This is a genomic window from Mycetocola zhujimingii, assembly GCF_003065425.1.
Classification (GTDB): domain Bacteria; phylum Actinomycetota; class Actinomycetes; order Actinomycetales; family Microbacteriaceae; genus Mycetocola_A; species Mycetocola_A zhujimingii.
In genome coordinates, this window is record NZ_CP026949.1 from 1,270,629 (window position 1) to 1,291,989 (window position 21,361).

Annotated in this window: 20 protein-coding genes; 7 read left to right on the forward strand and 13 right to left on the reverse strand. The window is 66.8% G+C overall.

Annotated elements, in window-relative coordinates; translation table 11 throughout:
* Positions 1 to 6 precede the first annotated feature (6 nt).
* The gene (locus C3E77_RS05990) at positions 7 to 1,230 is read right to left on the reverse strand and encodes an acetyl-CoA C-acetyltransferase (protein WP_108390793.1); all 1,224 of its coding nucleotides are present in this window, start codon (positions 1,228 to 1,230) and stop codon (positions 7 to 9) included.
* 11 nt (positions 1,231 to 1,241) lie between these two features.
* Positions 1,242 to 2,444, reverse strand: a complete 1,203-nt coding sequence (locus tag C3E77_RS05995) for an acyl-CoA dehydrogenase family protein (protein WP_108393120.1) — start codon at positions 2,442 to 2,444, stop codon at positions 1,242 to 1,244.
* Positions 2,445 to 2,560: 116 nt separating this feature from the next.
* Here C3E77_RS05995 and C3E77_RS06000 point away from each other — a divergent pair, with 116 nt between their 5' ends.
* The 5 genes from C3E77_RS06000 to C3E77_RS06020 all read left to right on the forward strand — a co-directional run bounded on the left by C3E77_RS06000 (position 2,561) and on the right by C3E77_RS06020 (position 7,645).
* Positions 2,561 to 3,235 carry a QsdR family transcriptional regulator gene (locus tag C3E77_RS06000; protein WP_108390794.1) on the forward strand — a complete coding sequence of 225 codons (675 nt, stop codon included), beginning with the start codon at positions 2,561 to 2,563 and terminating at the stop codon, positions 3,233 to 3,235.
* Positions 3,235 to 3,642, forward strand: a complete 408-nt coding sequence (locus C3E77_RS06005) for an acyl-CoA thioesterase (protein WP_234031315.1) — start codon at positions 3,235 to 3,237, stop codon at positions 3,640 to 3,642. Before C3E77_RS06000 ends, C3E77_RS06005 begins: the two co-directional genes overlap by 1 nt.
* A gap of 105 nt (positions 3,643 to 3,747) precedes the next feature.
* On the forward strand, positions 3,748 to 4,806 hold the full coding sequence (locus C3E77_RS06010; protein WP_108390796.1) for a phosphotransferase family protein: 1,059 nt from the start codon (positions 3,748 to 3,750) through the stop codon (positions 4,804 to 4,806).
* A 5-nt stretch (positions 4,807 to 4,811) separates the two neighbouring features.
* Positions 4,812 to 6,014, forward strand: a complete 1,203-nt coding sequence (locus tag C3E77_RS06015; RefSeq protein WP_108390797.1) for an acyl-CoA dehydrogenase family protein — start codon at positions 4,812 to 4,814, stop codon at positions 6,012 to 6,014.
* Positions 6,015 to 6,058: 44 nt separating this feature from the next.
* Positions 6,059 to 7,645, forward strand: a complete 1,587-nt coding sequence (locus C3E77_RS06020) for an AMP-binding protein (protein WP_108390798.1) — start codon at positions 6,059 to 6,061, stop codon at positions 7,643 to 7,645.
* Between the two features lie 855 nt (positions 7,646 to 8,500).
* On the opposite strand, the gene C3E77_RS06025 is transcribed toward C3E77_RS06020, so the two are convergent.
* From C3E77_RS06025 to C3E77_RS06065, 9 genes are all read right to left on the reverse strand, one after another.
* Positions 8,501 to 9,787: an ABC transporter substrate-binding protein gene (locus C3E77_RS06025; protein WP_108390799.1), complete on the reverse strand. Its 1,287-nt coding sequence runs from the start codon at positions 9,785 to 9,787 to the stop codon at positions 8,501 to 8,503.
* A gap of 3 nt (positions 9,788 to 9,790) precedes the next feature.
* Positions 9,791 to 10,915, reverse strand: coding sequence for a branched-chain amino acid ABC transporter permease (locus tag C3E77_RS06030; RefSeq protein WP_234031316.1), 1,125 nt, complete (start codon positions 10,913 to 10,915; stop codon positions 9,791 to 9,793).
* A gap of 8 nt (positions 10,916 to 10,923) precedes the next feature.
* Positions 10,924 to 11,802: a branched-chain amino acid ABC transporter permease gene (locus C3E77_RS06035; protein WP_108390801.1), complete on the reverse strand. Its 879-nt coding sequence runs from the start codon at positions 11,800 to 11,802 to the stop codon at positions 10,924 to 10,926.
* Positions 11,802 to 12,518: an ABC transporter ATP-binding protein gene (locus tag C3E77_RS06040; protein WP_108390802.1), complete on the reverse strand. Its 717-nt coding sequence runs from the start codon at positions 12,516 to 12,518 to the stop codon at positions 11,802 to 11,804. The genes C3E77_RS06035 and C3E77_RS06040 overlap by 1 nt, the downstream gene beginning before the upstream one ends.
* Positions 12,515 to 13,306: an ABC transporter ATP-binding protein gene (locus C3E77_RS06045; RefSeq protein WP_108390803.1), complete on the reverse strand. Its 792-nt coding sequence runs from the start codon at positions 13,304 to 13,306 to the stop codon at positions 12,515 to 12,517. Before C3E77_RS06045 ends, C3E77_RS06040 begins: the two co-directional genes overlap by 4 nt.
* 121 nt (positions 13,307 to 13,427) lie before the next feature.
* Positions 13,428 to 14,162: a glucose 1-dehydrogenase gene (locus C3E77_RS06050; RefSeq protein WP_108390804.1), complete on the reverse strand. Its 735-nt coding sequence runs from the start codon at positions 14,160 to 14,162 to the stop codon at positions 13,428 to 13,430.
* A 58-nt stretch (positions 14,163 to 14,220) separates the two neighbouring features.
* Complete coding sequence (locus tag C3E77_RS06055) at positions 14,221 to 15,231, reverse strand: NADPH:quinone oxidoreductase family protein (RefSeq protein ID WP_234031317.1); 1,011 nt, start codon at positions 15,229 to 15,231, stop codon at positions 14,221 to 14,223.
* Positions 15,224 to 15,808, reverse strand: coding sequence for a TetR/AcrR family transcriptional regulator (locus C3E77_RS06060; RefSeq protein WP_108390805.1), 585 nt, complete (start codon positions 15,806 to 15,808; stop codon positions 15,224 to 15,226). Before C3E77_RS06060 ends, C3E77_RS06055 begins: the two co-directional genes overlap by 8 nt.
* Positions 15,809 to 15,840: 32 nt before the next feature.
* Complete coding sequence (locus C3E77_RS06065) at positions 15,841 to 16,578, reverse strand: SDR family oxidoreductase (RefSeq protein ID WP_108390806.1); 738 nt, start codon at positions 16,576 to 16,578, stop codon at positions 15,841 to 15,843.
* Between the two features lie 213 nt (positions 16,579 to 16,791).
* Here C3E77_RS06065 and C3E77_RS06070 point away from each other — a divergent pair, with 213 nt between their 5' ends.
* Complete coding sequence (locus C3E77_RS06070) at positions 16,792 to 18,063, forward strand: glycosyltransferase (RefSeq protein WP_108390807.1); 1,272 nt, start codon at positions 16,792 to 16,794, stop codon at positions 18,061 to 18,063.
* Between the two features lie 8 nt (positions 18,064 to 18,071).
* Here the strand turns inward: C3E77_RS06070 and C3E77_RS06075 are convergent, their stop codons facing one another.
* Together C3E77_RS06075 and C3E77_RS06080 are read right to left on the reverse strand one after the other, a co-directional pair.
* Positions 18,072 to 19,505 (reverse strand): serine hydrolase domain-containing protein, encoded by a 1,434-nt coding sequence (locus tag C3E77_RS06075; protein WP_108390808.1) that lies wholly within the window; start codon positions 19,503 to 19,505, stop codon positions 18,072 to 18,074.
* 151 nt (positions 19,506 to 19,656) lie between these two features.
* Positions 19,657 to 20,256, reverse strand: a complete 600-nt coding sequence (locus C3E77_RS06080) for a M23 family metallopeptidase (protein WP_158270300.1) — start codon at positions 20,254 to 20,256, stop codon at positions 19,657 to 19,659.
* A 168-nt stretch (positions 20,257 to 20,424) separates the two neighbouring features.
* Here C3E77_RS06080 and C3E77_RS06085 point away from each other — a divergent pair, with 168 nt between their 5' ends.
* Positions 20,425 to 21,360: a pseudouridine synthase gene (locus tag C3E77_RS06085; protein ID WP_108390810.1), complete on the forward strand. Its 936-nt coding sequence runs from the start codon at positions 20,425 to 20,427 to the stop codon at positions 21,358 to 21,360.
* Position 21,361 lies beyond the last annotated feature (1 nt).

Genomic DNA, 21,361 nt, shown 5'->3' on the forward strand with positions numbered 1-21,361 from the left:
CGCTCGTCAGACGCGCTCGAGTACGAGCGCCATGCCCTGGCCGCCGCCGACGCACATCGTCTCGAGACCGTAGCGGCCGCCCGTCTGTCGCAGGCCGTTGATCAGCGTTGACGTGATCCGGGCCCCGGTCATCCCGAACGGGTGGCCAACGGCGATGGCCCCGCCGAAGACGTTGAGCTTCTCCGAGTCGATACCGAGTTCGCGTGCCGACGGAATGACCTGCGCGGCGAAGGCCTCGTTGATCTCGACCAGGTCCATGTCGTCGATGCTGAGACCGGCGAGCGCGAGCGCCCGTCGGCTCGCTTCAACCGGCCCGAGGCCCATGATCTCGGGGGAGAGGCCGCTCACCCCTGTCGAGACGATGCGGGCCAGCGGCGACAGTCCGAGCTCGTCGACCACACGCTCGGAGACCACGACGACGGCTGCGGCGCCATCGTTGAGCGGGCAGCAGTTGCCCGCCGTTACCGTGCCGTCCGGCCGGAAGACGGGGTCGAGCTGGCTCAGCGCCTCGACCGTGACGCCCCGGCGTGGTCCATCGTCCTTCGACACCACGGTGCCGTCATCGAGCGTCACCGGCGCGATATCCGTTGCCCAGAAGCCACTGGCATCCGCTCTCTCCGCGCGCTGCTGGCTCCTGGCCGCAAATGCATCCTGCTCGTCTCGCGTGATGCCACGCAGCTCGGCGACGTTCTCGGCTGTTTGCCCCATGGCGATGTACGCATCGGGCAGTTGCCCGTCCTGCCGGGGGTCGTGCCACGGCGGCAGGCCGCCGCCGGCCCTCGCCTCGGTGCGGGCGATTGCCTCATCGAACACGGGATTGGTGAGCGTCTCGCCGGGGATGTAATCGCTCGACCCGCGCATCGACCGGCTGACCGATTCCACCCCGGCGGAGATGAACACATCTCCCTCACCGGCCTTGATGGCGTGGAAGGCCATCCGCGTTGTCTGCAGGCTCGACGAGCAGTAGCGATTGACCGTGGTTCCCGGCACCTCGTCGAGGCCGAGGAGAATCGACACGATGCGGGCCATGTTCATTCCCTGCTCGCCTCCCGGCAGCCCGCAGCCGAGCAGCAGGTCGTCGATGCGTCCAGGGTCAAGGGCGGGAATTTTTGCCAGTGCGTCGCGCACCATTCGCGCCGCGAGATCATCAGAACGGATGCCGGCGAGCGAACCCTTGCGGGCCCGGCCGATCGGCGAACGGGCGGTGGCGACGATGAATGCTTCAGCCATGTGGTTCCTCTCTAAACGAATGCCTGGATGCCGGTTATGGCACGACCGACGATGAGCGTGTTCATGTCGAAGGTGCCCTCGAACGTGTAGACCGCCTCGGCGTCGGCGAAGAAGCGGGCGACTCCATGGTCGAGCTGGATCCCGTTTCCTCCGACGATCTCGCGGCAGAGCGCGACCGTCTCGCGCATCCTGGCGGTGGCAAACGCCTTGGCCATTGCCGAGTGGTGGTCTTTCTGTACGCCCTCGTCCTGCATGGCGGATACCCGCATGCACAGCGCGATGCTCGCGGTGATGTTTGACAGCGAGTTCGCCAGCTTCTCCTGCACCAACTGGAACGAGGCAATCGGCTTGCCGAACTGGTGGCGCTCTGTGGCGTAGGCGAGTGCTGCTTCATAGGCGCCGACCGCCACCCCGATGGCCTGCCAGGCCACCTCGGCGCGGGTCAGCCTCAGCACGATGGCCACTTCGCGGAACGAGTGAATGTTGGCCAGGCGGTCGCTCTCGGGAACCCGGACATCCTCAAGGACGATGTCGGCGTTCTCCACGGCACGGAGCGACTGCTTGCGCTCGATCTTGGTCGCGGTGAAGCCGGCGGACGGCTGTCGCACGATGAAGCCCTTGACCTGGTTGTCCGCGGTGTCACGGGCCCAGATCACCACGATGTCGGCGAAGGTGGCGTTGCCGATCCAGCGCTTCTTACCGTTGAGGACCCACTCATCGCCGTGTCTGGTCGCCGTGGTCTGCAGACCGCGCGCGGTGTCGGATCCGCTCGTCGGCTCGGTGAGCCCGAATGCACCGATGACTTCGCCACGGCCCATCGGGCCCATCCACTCAGCGCGCTGTTCCTCGGAGCCGCCGACCCCGATGGCGTTCATGGCGAGTCCGCTGTGCACACCAATGAATGTCGCGGTCGACGGGTCGACCCTGGCGATCTCGAGCGCGATCCAGGCGCGATAGACGGCGCTGTTATCGAAGTGCCGGGTTTCGGGCCAGCCCGCCCCGAACATGCCGAGTTCGGCGAACCCGGGGATGAGGTGGCGGGGGCTCCGTGCCTCTTCCCACAGCCGGTCAGCGTGTGGCCGCACCTCGGCGTCGAGGAAGGCGCGGATGCGAGCGACCGAGCGCAGCTCCTCCTCGGTGAGCTGGTCCTGGAAGCCATAGAAATCGGCGTCGAGCACCTCGGGCCGATCGGTTTGTTGCGTGGTGAGCGTCATTGCTTCTCCGTTCGTCGACGACATCGTCTTGCGGTTCGTGAACCGCGATGTACCGTAGTATGCATCATTTTCCAGAATGTTGCACGCATCCGCTGGGCGCGCGATAGAGTTCCGGCATGAACACCACGACAGACGCTGTCACCGCACGCGCCGGAAGTGCAGTCTCCGCGGCAACCATCGGAACCGTTGGCCTCGAGTTCGCTCCGTCCTGGCTGTCGAACCGGCTGGCCGAGGCGGCGCACGAGGGTTCGGCACGGGCCTTCGCGCTGGCCCGCGACGAGTTCATCGCCGGCCGCCGCATCGACATGAGCGCTCTCGCGGCCGACCTCGGCGTCGACCGCACCTCTCTGTTTCGCTGGGTGGGCAATCGTGACGCGCTGCTCTCGGAGGTCCTCTGGTCTCTCGCTGTACCGACTCTTCTCCAGGCGGAGGATGCCACGCGAGACCTGCGCGCCGAAGAGCGGGTAGCCGGCGTCCTCACCCATTTCGTCGATGACCTGATCAGCGCGCCCTACTTCCGGCAGTTCCTGCAGCGTGAGCCCGCTCGGGCGCTCCGGCTGCTGACGACCACCGAGAGCGAGATCCAGCGCCGGTACGTCGCAACGGCCGACTGGCTCGTCCGGCGGGAGCTCGGCGACGCACCCCTTGGCGGTGCCATCGACCCAGCGGAACTCGCCTACCTGCTGGTCCGGATCTCTGAATCCTTCACCTACGCCGACCTCATTGCCGGCGACGAACCCAGCACCGATCGAGCGCGAGTGGCGTTTCGCGTGCTGTTGAGGGTTGTCTGATGCACTACGGAGTACGCCTGCCATTCGCCACGCGCTGGAACGACAACGACCAGTACGGACACCTCAACAACACCGTCTATTACGAGGCGATGGACACCGCCATCAACACCTGGATGATGGCCAATGGAGGCCTCGATCCGCAGGGCGATGCTATCGCCCTGTGCGCCGCATCGTCGTGCGAGTTCCGCGCCTCCGCGTCGTTTCCTGAACCACTCGAGGTCGGCATCGGCATCGAGCGGCTGGGCAGGACGAGCATCACCTGGGCCCTCGGAATCCTGCGACCGGGCCAGGAGGAGCCGATCGCCGTCGGTCGATTCGTGCACGTCTTCGTCGGCGCGGCTGACCGTACCCCGACGCCGATCCCCGCCGGCATCCGCTCGGTGATCGAACGGGATCTGCTCGGTTGATTCCCGTACGGTAGTGCGAACATACCGACCACGCGGTATGCTGGCGGAACGCGGTCCCGCTGGGTCGCTCGCTGCGCGGCACTCGCGCGTGAAAGGTGGTCGACGATGACCGACTCTCCCGGGCTGGATGTCAGAGGTCTCACCGAGTGGCTTGCCCGCGAACATCCCGAGCTCTCGAGCGGTCCGTTGTCGGCACGCCTCATCACCGGCGGGCGCAGCAACCTCACCTACCGCGTCGACGGGGCGCTTCGGCCCCTGGTACTGCGTCGTCCTCCGCTTGGTCATGTATTGTCGAGTGCCCACGACATGGCGCGTGAGTACCGGGTGATTACCGCACTGCGGGGCAGCGCTGTGCCGGTGCCGCCGACCATTGACCTTGTCGACGACACGGCGGCGGGCGAGGTCACCGGGACGCCGTTCTTCCTCATGGACCTCGTTGCGGGCCGCGTCCTGTCCGACCCCGCGCAGAACACCGATTTCAGTTCCGGTGAGCTGCGGGCGCTTGGGCTCAGCCTCGCGGGAATTCTGGCCGAACTGCACGCGATCCCACCGGCATCCGTCGGGCTCGACACCTTTGGTCGCGCAGACGGCTACCTGCACAGGCAGCTGAAAACGTGGCGCAGGCAGCTCGATGCGTCGCGCACGCGCGAGGTGCCACGGCTTGACGAACTGCAGGCCGGGCTCGGCGAACGGATGCCGTCGGCCGGCCGTTCCGCGCTCGTGCACGGCGATTACCGGCTGGATAACGCGCTCGTGGACGGCGGTCGTGGCGCGTCAGCGGCCCCGCGCATCACGGCGATCCTCGACTGGGAGATGGCCACCCTCGGTGACCCGCTCGTCGACCTCGGCATGCTCGGCCTCTACTGGAGTATCGCCGACCTGCCCGGCGGGCGGGGCGTCGCGCCGAGCGCCGTCGACCTCGACGCCGGCTATCCCGGCTTCGACGAGATGGTGGACGCCTATGCCGCGCACGCCGGAATCGCGACACCCGATCTTGGTTGGTACCGCGCGTTCGCGGCGTACAAACTCGCCGTCATCCTCGAGGGCATCCACTGCCGCTACCAGGCCGGCGAGACCGTCGGTGATGGCTTCGACCGCATCGGTCAGCTCGTGGAGCCCCTCGCTGAAGAGGGACTCGCCCGCTCCGCCCTGAGAGGACTCTGACGACCATGGACTTCGCCGAAGACCCCCGCACGATTGAACTGGCCGCAACGCTGCGCGCTTTTCTCGATGAGCACGTGATTCCCGCCGAGCCGGTGCTCGACGCTCAACTTCGAGCGACGCCGGACGAATGGGGATTCCGGCCCGTCGTGGATGAGCTGCGGGCGCTCGCACGTGAGCGCGGGCTGTGGAACCTGTTCCTGCCTGGGGAGCACGGGGCGAACCTCACCAACCTGCAGTACGCGCCGCTCGCGGAGCTCACCGGGTGGAGTCCGCGACTCGCGCCCGTCGCGCTCAACTGTGCGGCGCCCGACACGGGCAACATGGAGGTCCTCGCCGACTTCGGTACAGAGGAACAGAAGAAGCGCTGGCTCGAACCGCTCCTCGAGGCCCGCATCCGTTCGGCGTTCTGTATGACCGAGCCGGACGTGGCGTCGTCCGATGCGACAAACGTCGCCACCAGCATCCGTCGTGACGGAGACCACTACGTGATCTCGGGACGGAAGTGGTGGTCGACCGGTGCAATGAACCCGAACGCCGAGATCCTGATCGTGATGGGCAAGACCGACCCTGCGGCCGAGCGGCACCGGCAGCAGTCGATGATCCTGGTGCCGAGGGAGGCCGCCGGCGTCGAGATCGTGAGGCCGCTGACCGTATTCGGCTACGACGATCGGGACCACGGCGGGCACGCCGAGATCGTCTTCCACGACGTGCGGGTGCCGGCGTCGAACCTGATCGGGGCTGAGGGAGATGGCTTCGCTATCGCACAGGCGCGGCTCGGACCCGGCCGCATACACCACTGCATGCGGGCGCTCGGGATGGCGGAGCGCGCCGTTGCCCTGGTGCGCGACCGCGCCAACGATCGCGTCGCCTTCGGCTCGCCGCTCGCGAACCAGGGAGTCGTCCGCGAATGGGCCGCCGAGTCGCGCATCAGCATCGAGTCGCTCCGGCTGCTCGTGCTGAAAACCGCCTGGCTCATGGACACCGTCGGCAACCGCGCCGCGATGACCGAGATCCAGGCCATCAAGATCGCCGTTCCCCGCGCCGTCCAGACGATCCTCGACCGGGCCATGCAGCTCTTCGGTGGCGCAGGTCTGTCTCAGGACGTCCCGCTCGCCGAGATGTTCGCCGGGGCCAGGGCGCTGCGGATCGCCGACGGTCCCGATGAAGTCCACCTCGCCGCGCTCGGAAAAGCCGAGCTGCGGCGCTGAAAAGTCGTTACCCCCAACCACCCCTGTGATCAAAGGAGATCCCCATGGCACACCACCCAGACCTGGCCATCGACGGCGAGGGCTTCGGCACGCTCTCGGTCGCGAGCATCCTCTCTGAAACCGCGAACCGGAGACCCGACAGCCCCGCCATTCATTTCTACGGCAACACCATTAGCTACGGGCAGCTGTGGGACGAGGCGCGTGCCTACGCCGGCGCCCTTCGGGACCGCGGCATCGGACGCGGCGACCGGGTCGCGATGCTCGTTCCGAACGTGCCCGACTTTCCGCGGGTGTACTACGCGGCGCTGTCGCTCGGCGCGATCGTCGTCCCGATCCACCTCCTCTTCAAAGCCGAGGAGATCGCGTTTGTGCTGAAGGACAGCGGGGCTGACGTGCTCGTTGCCGCAGCGCCGCTGCTCGCCGAAGCGATCCCGGCTGCTGAGTCTGCCGGGGTGCCCCTCGTCACGGTGCTCGCCCCACCGCCCGAGGCAGGCGGGCCTGCCGTGCCGCGTCTCGAGGCCGAAGCTGCGGCATCCGAACCGATCGAACGACTCGTCTCGATGAACCCGCTCGAAGCGGCAACGATCCTCTACACGAGCGGGACCACCGGGACGCCCAAGGGAGCCGTGGGTTCTCACCTCGCTGTCGTCGAGCAGGTGCACTGTTCACTTATCGACTCCTTCGATATGCGCACCGACGATGTGATCTTCGGTGGGCTGCCGCTCTTCCACACCTTCGGGCAGACCGCCGTCATGAACATCGCCTTCCGTCGTGGGGCATCGATCATCCTGTTGCCGCGGTTCGACCCGGACGAGGCCCTCGCGCTGCTCGTCGCGCACCAGGCGACGGTGTTCACCGCGGTGCCGACGATGTTCGTCGGCATGATCCAGGCCGCGTCCCGCACGGGGGAGCGCCCGCCGCTCCGCTACGCGGTATCGGGCGGGGCAGCCCTGCCGGTTGCGGTGCTCGAGGCCTTTCAGCAGGCGTACGGTGCCGAGGTGCACGAGGGTTACGGCCTCACCGAGACGGCGCCGACCGTGTCGTTCAACAGTGTGTACGAGCCGATTCGCCCCGGCACCGTCGGCCGAGCACTCTGGGGCGTCGACATCGCGATCGCCGAGGCCGAGGTCGAGGGGCGCATCGAGTTTGCGCAGGCCGGAGATCTCGGCGAGATCGTCGTGCGCGGCCACAACCTCTTCAAGGGGTACCTCGGTCGAGCGGATGCCTCGGCGGAGGCGGTCGTCGACGGCTGGTTCCGCACGGGCGACCTCGGCACGTACGAGGACGGGATCGTCACGATCGTCGACCGCAAGAAGGACATGATCGTGCGCAACGGATACAACGTGTATCCGACGGAGGTGGAGGCTGTTCTGTCCCGTCATCCGGATGTTGCGATGGCCGCGGTGTTCGGGCTCGCCCACGACACGCACGGCCAGGAGGTGCACGCCGCTGTGGTCGCGCTCGACGGGCGGGAACTCGACTCCGATGAGCTCATCGCGTTCTGCAAGGAGCGCATCGCGGCGTACAAGTACCCCCGGGTGGTGCACCTCGTCGACGCCCTGCCCCTCGGCGGCAGCGGCAAGGTGCTGAAGCGGCACCTTGTCGACCAGTTCACCGTGCTGCAGAGCTGATCCGGGCCGCGGCGGCATCCGTTCGTCTGTCGCAAAGTGCGCTTATGCACGGGGTTAACCGCCGTTTGTGACAGCTGAGCCCCGGGCGGTGACGCGTGCCCCCACAGACAAGCGGATGCCGCGAACCCTCCAGGTCTGCGGCATCCGTTCGTCTGTCACAAAGTGCGCTTATGGCGCGGGTTTAACCGCCATTTGTGACAGTTGAGCGCCGGGCCGGCGCATGCCCCACAGACAAGCGGATGCCGCGGACGCTGTAGGTCTGCGGCATCCGTTCGTCTGTCACAAAGTGCGCTTATGGCGCGGGTTTAACCGCCATTTGTGACAGTTGAGCGGCGGCCGGGCGGTGACGCATGCCCCCACAGGCAAGCGGATGCCGCGGACCCTCCAGGTCTGCGGCATCCGTTCGTCTGTCACAAAGTGCGCTTATGGCGCGGGTTTAACCGCCGTTTGTGACAGTTGAGTGCCGGGCGGGGTTCGTTCGTCCCGGATGCGGGCGGTGGCATCCGTTCGTCTGTCACAAAGTGCGCTTATGCGCGGGTTTGACCGCCGTTTGTGACAGTTGAGTGCCGGGAGGGGTTCGTTCGTCCCGGATGCGGGCGGTGGCATCCTTTCGTCTGTCACAAAGTGCGCTTATGCCGCGGGTTTAACCGCCATTTGTGACAGTTGAGCGGCGGACGGGCGGTCGTCGTCGCTGGTCGTGCGTGCGGCGGTGCTTCGTCTGTCACAAAGTGCGCTTATACGCGGGCTTGACCGCCATTTGTGACAGACGAACGCCGGGGCGGCGGCGGACGCCCCCGCAGACAAGCGGAGGCCGCGGACCAGCAGGTCCGCGGCATCCGTTCTCTCTGTTGCGGCTTAGTCCTCAGGCACGCCCTCGTTGCTCAGCGACACGGGTTCGACGTCGTCCTTCGAGACCTTCCCCTTGCCGTCACTCACGTAGGTGGAACCGACGAAGTCCTGGACGCCGCCGTCGACGGTCGTGATGCCGACGCCCATGAAGGCCGCGTGGCTGTCGTCGCCGAACGACAGCGGCACGACGCCGTTCCCCTCGAGGTCGCCCGAGCTGATGGCCTCGATCAGGCTCTCCCTGGTGGGGTCTTCGCCTGCTGCTGCGAGTGCCTCGGCGAAGAGGTAGGCGACACTCATGCCGTAGACGGTGTTGCCGTCGAACGGAGCGTCATCGTTGTACTCGGTGTTGATCTCCTCGAACAGCGCACGCCACTCGTCGTCCTGGCCGAAGGGCAGGTAGTTGGTGCTGACGAATCCCTGCAGCAGCTTCGGGGCAAGGTCAGCGCCGAGGAAGGTGACGAGGGTCGGGTAGTCGCCGCCGGAGGAGGACGAGAACCACTGCGGTGCGTAGCCGAGCTTCGCCGCTGTGCCGACCGCGAGGGCGGTGAAGCCATTGACCGTCGCGAGCATGTTGATCTCGCAGCCCGCCGCCTTCATGGCGCTGATCTGCGCGACGACATCCTGGTTGGACACCGAGTACGTCTGAACGCTCGCGAGTCCATCAGCGCCGAGGACGTTCTGAAGCCCGGTCGTGAACTCCGTGCCGAAGTCATCGTCCTGTCCCAGTACACAGACGCTCTTGCCGGGGAACTCGTCCTCGGCATACTGAGCGAGCGCTTCGCCCTCCGCGACGTAGTCGACGTTGTACGCGAAGGTGTAAGGGTACTTCTCGGGCTGGTTCCAGCTCGTGGATCCCGAGGCGACGAACAGATCCGGCACCTTCTTCTGGTTGAGGTAGTCGAGCACCGAGGTGTGCGTCGGTGTGCCCAGCCCGTTCACCACGGCGAAGACCTCGTCCTCCTCGACGAGTTCACGCACGACGTTCTGGGTGTTCGACGGGTTGTAGCCGTCATCCTTGACGACGTACTCGATGGTGCGGCCGTGGATTCCGCCCTGCTCATTGAGGTACTCGAAGTACGCGGTCGTCGCCGCGGAAATCGAGGCGTACCCCGCGGCGGCTGGCCCGGTGAGCGGGTGGTGGGTGCCGATGGTCACCGTTTCTTCGGTGATCCCCGGCGTGCTGGCGGCCTCGCCCGCCGGCGCCGGGGTGCTGCATCCGCTCAGCGCAATGAGCATGACGGATGCCGCTGCGACGGTAATGGCACTGCGTGGTGGAGCGCTTCGATGTGACATGGGTCACCTCTCTGATTCGGTGGAGACGGGTTGGATGGTGAGGGGTTCTGTGGTGAGGGGTTCGGTGGAGATGGGTTCACTCGGGCTGTGTCCGGTGGTTCCGGATGCCGCGGTTCCGGATGCCTTCCGCCCACGGAGCGCCCCGCGGATGCCTCCCGGCCAGACGGCGGTCACGACGATGAGCAGGGCACCGAAGACGAGGACCGGGAGGTTGCCGGAGAGCCGCTGCTGGAGTTCCCCGGGCAGCGACAGCGCCCCGGTACCCGTCTGCACGAGCCACGGCAGCAGAACGATGAGGGCGGAACCGATGGCTGCGCCAAGGATGCTGCCCAGGCCACCGACGACAACGGCGACCACGAGCAGGAGCGAAAACGCCAGCGTGTATGCGCCGGGGCTGACCGACTGGGTGACGAAGCACAACACGGCTCCGCCGGCGCCGGCGCCGAGTGCGCTCACGAGGAAGGCGTGCACCTTCACCCGGCCCGCGGGGATGCCGCTGAGACGAGCTGCCACTTCGTCGTCCCGCACCGCACGCATCCGTAGCCCTGCTTTACCGTTTCTCACCAGCGTGAGAAGTGTGAGCGTGATGCCCGCGACGAGGATAGCCACCCAGGCCTGCCACTGCTCGACGGCGATGAGGGCCGACAGCGCTTCGGGAACCCCGTCGTAAGCGATTTGCACTCCCTGGTCGCCGCGGAAGACCCCGACGAAGACGCTGGTGAAGGCGGGCAGGGCAATGACGAGCGCGAGCGTGACGCCGGCGAGGTACGGGCCGTGCAGCCGCGCCGCAGCGAGTCCGAGCAGCAGGCCGATGACGCCAGCGGCAACAACGCCTGCGATCAGCCCCAAAATGAACCGGGGGAGACCCTCGACACCGGCATCCGTCAGCGCGTTCGCGGTGAGGGCGTACCCGTACCCTCCGGCCGCCATCAGCGCGGCGTGGCCGAGCGACAGCTGCCCGGTCAGGCCGATGAGCAGGGTGAGCCCGGCGGTGGCACAGAGGTACGCAGCGACGAGCGCCAGCTGGTAGTTCCGGTACGGGTCGAGCAGGAACGTGCAGGCGATGGCGAGCACCGTCAGCGCCACGCCTCCCGCGATCACGCGTGGTGTGCCGGTGAGAGAAGTCATTATCCGGTTCATGCGACCCTCACCTTGCCCGTTGAGAAGACGCCGCCGGGGCGCACGAGCAGCACGCAGACCAGGAGCGCGAGTACCGCGATCGGCGCGACTGTCGAGCCGAGAAAACCGGTGACGAGCGTGATCAGGATGCCGACCGCAAGACCGCCGAGAAGCGCACCAACCGGCGAATCGAGGCCGCCGACGACAGCGACAGTGAACGCGTATACGAACAGCATGTCCGTGGAGTGCGGGTTCAACCCGAGTTCGGTCGGTACGAGCAGCAGTGCCGCGAGGGCACTCACCGCCGAGGAGAGCATCCAGCCGAGGGTGAGCATGCGCGAGACCCGGACTCCGAGCAGCCGGGATACCTCCGGGGCGAACGCGGATGCCCGCAGCTGCAGGCCAAGCGAGGTCCGCGTGAAGAGCAGGCCAAGCAGCGACATCACGACCACGGCGACGATGAGGACGAACAGGTCGTACGGCGACAGAATGGCAACACCGCCGATCAGGATGGGGCTTTCGTCGAACGGGGCATCCATCGGCCGGTATTGCTGGCCGAACAGGATGCCGAGGGCTGATTGCAGCACCATGACGAGTCCGATGGCGATGATGACGCCGGCGAGCGGCTGGCCCGCTGGAGCGAAACGCATGACGCCGCGTTCAACGGCGAAGCCGACCAGGAGCCCCGCGAGGATCGCCGCACCCAGCCCGGCGAAGTACGAGCCGGTGAGGCCCGTCACGGCAAAGGCGACGTAGGTGGCGACGAGGGCCATGGCCCCCTGCGCGAAGTTGACGATGCGTGCCGCGCGCCAGATGAGCACGAGCGAGAGCGCGAACAGGGCGAAGATCGCGCCCCGCGCGAGGCCCGTGGCGAGCAGGAAGATGAGTTGATCCATCAGAACCCCAGGTAGGCGTGTCGGAGGGCGTCGTCGGAGGTGAGTTCGGCGGACGGTCGGTCGGCGACGAGTGTGCCGAGGCCAAGCACGACACCGTGGTCGGCGATGGAGAGGGCGCTCACCACGTTTTGCTCGGCGAGCAGCACGGTGAGCCCCGTCGTGTCGCGAAGCCGCCGCAACACGGTCATGATCTGCGCGACCACCCGCGGCGCGAGCCCGAGCGATGGCTCGTCGAGCACGAGCAGCTTTGGCCTCGCGATGATGGCCCTGCCGAGCGCGAGCATCTGGCGTTCTCCACCGGAGAGCTGGTGGCCCGAACTGTTGCGGCGCTGGGCGAGCGGTTCGAACATGGCATAGATCTCGTCGACCGCCCCGACGAGTTCGCGGGGAGAAAACCGCCACAGGCCACCGAGGCGGAGGTTCTCGTCGACAGTGAGCTCGGCCACGATGCTCCGTCCCTCGGGCACCTGGGCAAGCCCCCGCCGAACCCGGTCCTCGACGCCGACCGGAGCGAGGTCGACGCCGTCGAAACGGATGCTGCCAGACGTGGGGGAGATGAGACCCGCGATCGACCGCAGCAGGGTGGTCTTGCCCGCTCCATTCGCTCCGAGAAGGGCGACGATGCCGCCGGTCTGCACGCTGAAGCTGACCTCACGGAGCACCGGTGTTTCGCCGTAGCCCGCGCACAGTGCGTCGATCTCGAGCAGCGCGGTCACGATGCGACCTCAACGCCCAGGTAGGCCTCCTCGACGCGCGGGTCGGCCTGCACCTCACCGGGGGTTCCGCAGGCGATGACCCGACCGAAGTCGAGAACCGCGACCCGGTCGGCGAGAGCCATCACGAAGTCCATGTGGTGTTCGACGAGCAGGACCGAGCATCCCGTCGCCGCGACCCGGCGCACGATGGCAGAGAGATCGGCGATATCGCCGGCGCCAAGCCCGCCCGCCGGCTCGTCGAGGAGCAGGAGGGTCGGTTGGGTGACGAGGGCGCGGGCCAGTGCCACGCGCTTCCGCTCCGGGTATGGCAGCGAGTCGACCGGCCGATGCGCCTCGGCGTCGAGGCCGAGGTCACGCAGGGTCTCGGTGGCGACCGTCGCGGCGTCGGCGTCTGTTCGCCCGGGGCCAGCAGGTCGGCCTGACCTGCCCGGCGCCGCCAGAGGAACGAGCACGTTCTCGAGCACGCTCATGCCGCCGAACAGTCCGAGTCCCTGGAGGGTGCGAGCGACGCCGTGGCGAATGAGGCCGGTCGGCGACGCCGGTGCAGGCACCCCGTCGATCCTCACGCTTCCCGCCGACGGTTTGACCAGCCCGCACACCGCGTTGAAGACCGTGGTCTTGCCGGCACCGTTCGGCCCGATGAGCGCGACGGTCTCCCCGGCTCCCACCTCGAACGACACGGCATCGAGGGCGGTCAGGCCGCCGAACCGCACGGTAAGTTCGGCGATCTGCAGGCGTGGATCGGCGTCGCGTGAGTCGCTCGATCGGACAGGGTGTTGCGTGGACATCGGCACCTCTTCGTGTCGGGATGAGGTCACTCTACAACAGATACCGACTAGCCGGTATGGAAACTTTGGCGAGAGCATCCGGGCGGCATCCACAGGGGTGGATGCCGTCTGCGTCGGTCGGCTAGCGGTGGGCGATGGCGGTGGTCATGCCGCCGTCGACGACAAACTCGGCGCCCGTCGTGTAGGCGGACGCATCACTCGCGAGAAAGACGATGGTGCCTGCCACGTCCTCGGGCAGCGCCGGGCGGCCGAGCGGAATGGACAGCGCCTCCGGGTCGATGCGCGTCGTCATGTCGGTGAGGATGAGGCCGGGGTGCACCGAGTTGACGCGGATGCCCGCCGGACCGAGTTCGACGGCGAGCGACTTCGTGAGTCCGCGCACGCCGAACTTCGAGGCGGTGTAGCCGTGCAGGCCAGGGCTGCCCCGCAGCCCTTCGACCGAGGAGATATTGATGATGGATCCGGATGCCTGGCGCTTCATCGCCGGCACCACCGCGCGACAGCCGAGAAACACTCCGGTGAGATTGACCGCGATGACGGCATCCCACTTGGCCGTCGTGTAGTGCTCGATCGGCGCCGCGTTCGCGATGCCGGCATTGTTGACGAGGACGTCGAGTGACCCGAACGCCGCGATTGCGGAGTCGACCACCCTGGACCAGTCGTCTTCGCTCGTCACATCGAGGTGTTCGAAGACCGCGCCATCGCCGAGCTCGGTCGCCAGCGCGGTGCCTTCGTCGTGGAGCAGGTCGGCAATCACTACGCGCGCGCCTGCCGCGTGAAGTGCGCGCGTGTACGCGGCACCCAGTCCGCGGGCGCCGCCCGTCACAACGGCTACCCGCCCTTCGAGGTTGGTCACGGAAAGCTCCCTGTGTCGGTGTTCAGTCGACGGATGTGGTCAGTCGAAACGGATGATGTCAGTCGAAACGGATGATGAGGCGCCCGACGGTCTGCCCGCCGGCCAGCTCCTGAATCGCCGCCGGTGCGTGGTCGAGCTCCACGACGCCGCCGATGAGCGGCGAGATGGCGCCCGACTCGGCGAGTTCTGTCAGCGCGGTATGGGCCTGCCGAACAAGCTCGGGCCGACGCTGGGAGTACAGCGCCCAGTGCAGGCCGAGCACCCCATAGTTCTTGACGAGGGCATGGTTGGCCTTGACCTCGGGGACCGCGCCGCTCGCAAAGCCAACGACGACGATGCGTCCCTCGAAAGCGATGCACTTGGTCGAGCGTTCAAAGCTCTCGCCGCCGACAGGGTCGAACACGACGTCGGCGCCGCGGCCGCCGGTGATCTCGTTCACTCTGGCGACAAAGTCCTCGTCGGCTCGCACGATGACGGTCTCGGCACCGGCAGCGCGCGCGGACTCCGCTTTGGCTGCGCTGCCGACAACCCCGATGACCCTCGCCCCTGCAGCGACGCCGAGCTGAACCGCGGCGCTTCCGACGCCACCTGCTGCAGCGTGAACGAGAAGGGTCTCGCCAGGATGGATCGCCGCACGGCGATGCAGGGCGAACCACGCGGTCTGGTAGGCGATCATGAGGCCGGCGGCCTGCTCATCGCTGAGGCTGGCGGGGGCGAGGTGTACGGCGCCCACGGGGAGCACCGCGTACTCAGTGAGCACTCCGATGCCGGTGCCAACGACCCGGTCGCCGATCGCGAACGACGCGCCGCCATCGGCATCCGTTGTTTCACCGATGCCCACGATCTCACCGCACAGCTCAATGCCAGGGCTGAACGGGATTTCGGGACGCACCTGGTATTCGCCTCGAGCGAGAAGGACGTCCGGGAAGTTCACGGCGACGGCGCGCGTGCGAATCAGGACCTCGCCCGCGCCCGGTTGCGGGATCGGAACGTCGTGGAGTTCGAGGACCTCTGCCGGTTCTCCGTGGCGGACGACTCTCCACGCCCGCATGAGCTCAGTGTCAGGCATTGTTCGCCGCAATGCTGACGAGGTAGAGATCCGTGAGCTGCTGGGCCAGGAGGGTTTTGTCTTCGGGGCCCTCGGGGGAGTACCAGTGCGACAGATAGTGCACGTCACTGAAGAAATGGGCGATGAGCACAGGGCGCGGAATGTCTGTGCGGTAGATACCCTCGTTCTGCCCGGTTTCGATGAGCGTGCTGAACACGTCGTTGTACGCGCGCCGGCGGCGGGTGACCTCGTGCTGGCGTGGCTGGGAAAGCATGTGCATGCTGCGGAAGAAGACGGTGCCCTCGGGCAGGAAGTCGATCGAGGTCTCAATCACGTCGATGCAGGCCGCGCGCAGCACGTCGGCGACGGGGCCGCCGCGCTCGACGATCGCGTCGAGGTTTGCCTTCTGTTCGGTGAGAATGCGCTCATAGATGGCGAAGAGGAGATCGTCCTTGGACTGGAAGTAGTGGTACATCGCACCCTTGGTCACACCAGCCTTGTCGACGACCTGCTGTACCGACGTGTTGGCGTACCCGTTCGCGGCGAAAAGCTCGACCGCCGCTCGGGTGATGTCGTCTACGACTGTGGTTTCTCTCATCCGTCTTTCCTTCGTCAGTTCTCTCGTCATGGTCAGCCAACCGGGCGGATGCTGCCGCCGCCGTCGATGACAACGCATTGTCCGGTGATCCAGGCGGCGTCCTCCGAGAGCAGGAACGCTACAGGACCCGCGACGTCCTCCGGTTCGCCGAGCCGGCCGAGTGGATACTCCTCGGCGACGGCTGCCTCCCTGCCCTCGTAGAGCGCACGTGCAAAGTCCGTCTTGATGACCGCCGGTGCTACCGCATTGACCCGGATGTCCGGCGCGAGTTCAAAAGCGAGCTGCGTCGTCAGGTTGATGAGCGCGGCCTTGGAGACGCCGTAGAACGCGATTCCCGGGCTCGCTGCCAGTGCCGAGATCGACGCCAGGTTGACCACCGACCGGCTGAGTCCGGCGGCGACCGCGTCGCGGGTCCACTCGAGGGCGGCGATCACGTTGACGTCGAGGATTTTGCGGATGATCGACGGCTCGATCTCGAGAACCGGTCCGTACGCGGGGTTGATGCCGGCGTTGTTGACCAGGTGATCGAGCCGACCGTGGCGATCCAGCACGTGCGCAAGCGTTGCGGCCCTGTGGTCGGCGTCATCCGCTTTGCCCTGAACAGCCGAAGCGCGTTCGCCCAGTTCGGCGACGGCCGCGTCGAGAGCATCCTGCTTCCGACCTGTGATGACGACGTGTGCGCCCTCCGCGACAAGTCGGTGGGCGATAGCCAGGCCGATTCCGCGGCTGCCGCCGGTGATCAGGGCAACCCGGCCCTCGAATCTCTGCATTCGCTCTCCTTTGAGTTCTCTGCCTGTGGCGTCGGGATGCCGGTGCGACCGGGTACCAACCGACCAGCCGGTATGTCACTGGCGAGACTACACCACTGGCTCGGCGCCGCGTACGACCGGCGTGAATTGTTCGAGCGCTGTGCCCTGTTTCTGGCAGTCCGCTCGGGCGGGACCCCGTTGCCCGGTCGGTGCGGGGTGCCTAGCATGGCAGGCATGACCGGTGGTGAGGCACCGCAAAAGTCCGCACGGGGTGCGCATCCTCGTCGTTATCTGTTCGCGCTCATCGACGCCGGCGGCACGGTTCCACCGGAGCTCGGGGTTGTTCGCCGGCTCGTCGACAGGGGGCACAGTGTCACGGTGCTCGCGGGCGAATCGATCGCGGATCAGGTGCAGAGCACCGGCGCCGACTTCCTGCCCCGAGCGTCAGCCCCATCCGGTGTCTTTCGGGACTGGGACCTCTCACCGCTGGGACTCGCCCGAGCCATGGCCGACCACATGATGATCGGGCCCGCGCCGGCGCAGGCCATCGATACCGTGGCGGCGATCGATTCACTCCAGCCCAACCTCGTCGTTGCATCCGCTTTCGCGGTCGGTGCGATGGTCGCTGCGGAGGCCCGCGGCATCCCGTTCGATCTGCTCGTTCCCAACGTCTATCCCTTCCCGGCCGAGGGAATGCCGCCGTTCGGAGCGGGGCTCACGCCTTCTCACGGGCCTCTCGGCCGCACACGCGACAGGGTCTTCTCTGCCGCGGGCGTCCGGCTCTTCGACAGGTACGCCCTGGCCGGGACCAACGCGCTCCGTGCTGAATACGGGCTGAGCCCGGTAACGACGGCATGGGATCAAATGCGCCGGGCACAGCGCCACCTTCTCCTGACGTCGCGGTCATTTGATTTCCCGGGACGGCTTCCGGCCAAAGCGCGCTATGTCGGACCGATTCTGGATGATCCGGGCTGGGCCGCGGGCGAATCATGGGCTCCGCCAGCCGGGGACGATCCGCTCGTGCTCGTTGCGATGTCGTCAACGTTCCAGAACCACGTCGGGAGCATGCAGCGAATTGTCGATGCGATGGGGATGCGGCCCGTGCGCGGACTCGTCACGACAGGCCCCGCTGTGCGTCCAGACGACATTGCTGCCGAGCCCAATGTCACGGTGATCGAATCAGCACCCCACCAGGAGGTCCTGCGTGACGCTGACGTCGTCATCACGCATGGCGGTCACGGGACGGTGATCAAAGCTCTCGCTGCGGGAGTGCCGCTCATCGTTCTCTCCCACGGCAGGGACCAGGCCGACAACGCCGTCCGTGTCACAACGCGAGGGGCCGGAATCGCGCTGTCACGCCGCGCGTCCGCTCCACGAATCGCCCGGGCTCTCGATGACGTTCTCAACACACCGTCCTACGGTGAGGCCGCGAAGAGACTTGGCGCGGATGTTGCGCGTGAGGCATCCGGGAGCGCGCTGTTCGAGGAATTGGAGCGGCGGCTGTGAGTCGCGCCTCAGCCTCCGTCGGTCGTCACGGCGACCGGGGGTTTGCGCATCGACGCGAGCGGCGAGAAGTGCAGTGGGGCGGTCTCCCACCGTGTTGTGAACGAGGATGCCGCCACATCCAGAACGACGTGCAGCCGGTGCGGGGTGTCGAGGAAAATGACGTCGACGGCCAGGATGCTGCCACCCGGCTGCCAACCGGCACTGGCGGAGGTCGCATCGTGCGTGATCCAGGCACCAAAGCCCGCCGGAACCTCGAGTCGACCGTCACGCTCGACAAAAACGAGGCGCAGCTCGCTGTCGGTGGCGCCGGGCTCGATGAGCAGATGCGTGAGTCCGGGGTAAGCGGTTTCGGGAAGCATGGGCGTGAAGGTGCCGCCGTCGATCCGCTGGTCGCTCGAACCTCGTTCGACCGGGGCGATAGCGAGTGACGCCAGCTGTTCGGCGAGCGCGGCATCCGCTTTCTCGCTCCCGCGTTCCTCGGCGGGCTGTCCGATCGCGGGCAGCAGGTGAGTCCACGCCAGATCGAGGACGCCCTGCATGTCGGTGCTCTGGCCGGTCATCGCGAGAACGACCCCGTGCTCGGGCAGAACCACGCAGAACTGTCCGTACGCGCCGTCTCCGCGGTAGCCGTGGCGCGCCATCCAGAACTGGAAGCCGTAGCCCTGCTCCCAGTCTGAGGCCGGGTTGGAGCCGTTGGACACGTGCGCCCTCGTCGCTTCATCCACCCATTCCCCGGGTATCAGCTGTGCTCCGTTCCACTCGCCGCGCTGCAGGTAGAGCTGGCCGAGGGACGCGATGGCTTCGGTCTGTGCGTGGAAGCCGCTGAACCCCAGTTCGTGGCCGGCGGCATCCGTGATCCAGCCTGTGTCGTCGATTCCGAGCGGATCGAAGAGGCGGGGCCTGAGGTACTCGGTGAGCGACTGTCCTGTGGCGCGCTGCACGATGAGGCCGGCGGTGTACGTGCACGGCTGGTTGTACGCGAACACCGAGCCCGGCTCCTCGTCGGGCGGGAGCAGCAGGAATCCGCGCACGATGTTGACCGGGTCGATGGCGAGGGCGCGATCCAGGGTTTCTTCGCGGTGCCCGCTCGCCATCGCGAGGATGTGCCTGATGCGCATCGAACGGCTGCGGGGATCGGTGATCTCTGCGTCGAGCTCGGGAAAATGACTGAGAACTGTGTCGTCGATGCTCAGCAGGCCCTCCTCGACGGCAAATCCAACCGCGGTCGACGTGAAGCTCTTGCTGAGCGAGTAGAGCAGGTGCGGGCGGTCCGCCGTGTACGGGGTCCACCAGCCTTCGGCGAGAACGTGGCCGTCGCGCAGCACCATGAGACTGTGCGGTTCGATGTCGGGGGCGGACTCGAGCGCCGAGATGAAGGATGCTATCCCTCGTGCGTCAACGGAGTGGGCTGCGGGAGTGCTTCTCGGCAGTGAGCTGTGCATGGGCTCAATCGTATGACCCTTGGGCGCGCGGCCGGGCGCTCTCGCACGAGAACATCAGTTCCGGTCGAGAACATCCGGCGCAACTGTTGCACTCGTCCGGAAGTGATGACCTCGGTGCTGGATGACGTGACCCGCGGCGGCCGGGTGCGCTCTACAGCGATATCCCCCGGAAGGTGAGGAACGGGGTCGGGTCGGTGTATGCCCCTGTGCGGATCTTGAGGTCCAGGTGGCAGCCGGTGGCCACGCCGGTCATGCCCACCTTCCCGATGATCGTGCCAGCCTGGACGAGCTGTCCGGCCTTCACGGTAAACGAACCCGTCTGCATGTGACCGTAGACCGACTCCAGCCCGCTGCCGTGGTCGATGGTTACCCGCTCGCCGAAAGCGCCAGCGTTCCGCGCCTCGACCACCCGGCCCGGCGAGATCGCTTTGATCGACGTGCCGCACGCGGAGCCGAAGTCGATTCCGTCGTGGAACGTGCTTGAGCACCCGCCCGCTGTGCAGATCACGGGACGCGGTCCGTACCACGATGTGATTTTTCCGGCGACGGGACGGACCCACGCTGCGTCTGCGCTGTGCATGTAGTTGCCACCGCTGCTCTCCGGACCGGCGTTGAGCTGCGAATCGTCGGTCGCGGTCACAACGACAGTTGGTGCGGAGGCCTGGACAGCATCGACGGCGTTCGCCGGAATCGACAGCCCGGTGACGAGCGAGGGAACAGCGATGCACAACGCCACGAGTGACCGAACCATACGCGGACGCTGGCGTCGCGAGTGCTGACCTGGATCTGACACAGTTCTCCTCGATATCGGTGAAGCGCGCGCTTCGTCACTGATGCTATCGCTGTGGGCGCGTGAAACCGTGCCCGGGGGCCCGAATCGTGTCACGAACCCACAGCGGATGCCGGTTACCATCGGTGGATGCCCCCACGCTCACCACTCCCGCAGCGCCACGGGCTCGATCCGGCGTGGATGCGCACCGCCGACCTCGATCGAACGCGGGCCGATCCGTGGTCGACGATGGGCGCGTGGCTTGACGCGCGGCTCTCCGAGTTCATCGACGTCGATGCGTTTCTCGCCGATGGACGGTTTGTCTACGAGTCGGGTGTCGCCGTTGCGGGGAGCGATCAATATCAGCCGCATACGTTTGTGTGGTTTCACCGGGATATGCGGGACGAACCATCCGTACCGGGAGATATCCACATCGTTCACCGCGACGAGCGGATCGTGGTCATCGACAAACCGCCGTTTCTCGCGACGATTCCGCGCGGCAGGCACGTGCAACAGAGTGTTGTGGTGCGGCTTCGCGCGGAACTCGACCTGCCGGAATTGTCACCGCTGCACCGGCTGGACCGGGTGACATCCGGTCTGCTCATCCTCGCCACCGAGAAGCGCTGGCGGGCGCCGTACCAAACCATGTTCCAGCGGGGCGAGGTTGGCAAGGTCTATCGCGCACTCGCGCCGGTGCGGGCTGATCTGGAACTGCCCACAACGGTGACCAGTCACCTGATCAAACGCCGCGGCAACATGCAGGCGGAGACCGTCGCCGACCTGCCCGCAAACTCGGAGTCGCTCATCGAACTCGAGACGGCACTCGATGATGCGCGAGCCGTGTACCGCCTCACGCCCCGAACCGGTCGCACCCACCAGCTTCGGATGCACATGCTGAGCCTCGGTATCCCGATCAGCGGCGATCCGCTCTACCCGATCGTTCGGGACGTATCGGTGGATGATTTTGCGAATCCGCTGCAGTTGCTCGCGAGCGAGCTGAGGTTCACCGATCCGATCGATGGGACGCTGCGTCGGTTCGAGAGTGTGCGGGCCCTGCCGTTGCTCGGCGAGAGCACGTCGGTCTGAG